1 pseudogene is annotated in these 926 nt (G+C 70.0%); it reads left to right on the top strand.

Annotated features, from left to right (window positions below):
- Window positions 1–756: pseudogene (locus A5648_RS08465) on the top strand (AMP-binding protein); the annotation flags it as partial.
- Window positions 757–926: the final 170 nt, after the last annotated feature.

The following is a 926-nucleotide window of genomic DNA, read 5'->3' as shown; positions in this document are numbered from 1 at the left end:
GTGGCTGCCGACACCGCCGGGGCGGTGCCCCTGGTGGCCTGCGGCGCCAAGGCGGAGAGCCAGCAAGTCCTGATCGTTGACTCCGAGACCCGGTTGCGCCGCGGCCCTGAGGAAGTGGGCGAGATCTGGGTGTCCGGGCCCAGCGTCGGCGTGGGCTACTGGGGACGCCCCGAGGAGACCGAGCACGCCTTCAACGCGTACGTGGCCGACACCGGAGAGGGCCCCTACCTGCGCACCGGCGACCTCGGATTCGTCTGCGCGGGTGAGCTATTCGTGACCGGTCGGTGGAACGACCTGATCACGATCCGCGACATCAAGTACTACCCCAACGACATCGAGGACACCGTGGGCGGCAGTGACCCGGCACTGATGCCGGGCCGCACCGCGGTGTTCACGGTCAAACCGAACCCGCGCGCCGACGAGCAGCTGGTGATCGTGCAGGAGGTGAACCGCGCGTCGCTGAACTCCGACCTCAGCGGCGCCGTCGAGGCCATCCGCGCGGCGGTCCTTGCCACCCACAATGTTTCGGCCCACGATGTGCTGCTGGTCGAGCCCATGCAGGTCCCGACCACCACCAGCGGCAAGATTCAGCGCAGCGCGTGCCGGCAACGCTTCGTCGACGGCGGGTTTGCCCCGGTGGCGCAGTGGCATGCACCGCCGCCCGCCGCCACCCCGAAAGGCCCGCGGCTGAACTTCGGCAAACTGGCCGATGCGATGCGGAATTCGTTGCAGCAGCAGCGATCCCAGCGGGACTGAAACTCAGCCCCGCCCCGTTGTTTTCCGCCCGCGCTGCGCCAAGCCGGTCGCAGCGAGGCGCGCCAGGCCGCCCACCAGCGCACTCTTGACGTCCGGGGTGGCGTCTTTCGGCGGCGGCGCCTGCCACTGCGCCAGCGGCACCAGCTCACCGGCGAGGTACTTGTCCCGGC

The organism is Mycolicibacter sinensis (assembly GCF_001673565.1).
Taxonomy (GTDB): Bacteria; Actinomycetota; Actinomycetes; order Mycobacteriales; family Mycobacteriaceae; genus Mycobacterium; species Mycobacterium sinense_C.
Note: the sequence above shows the minus strand (reverse complement) of the source record. Positions and strands in the feature narration are given on the sequence as shown.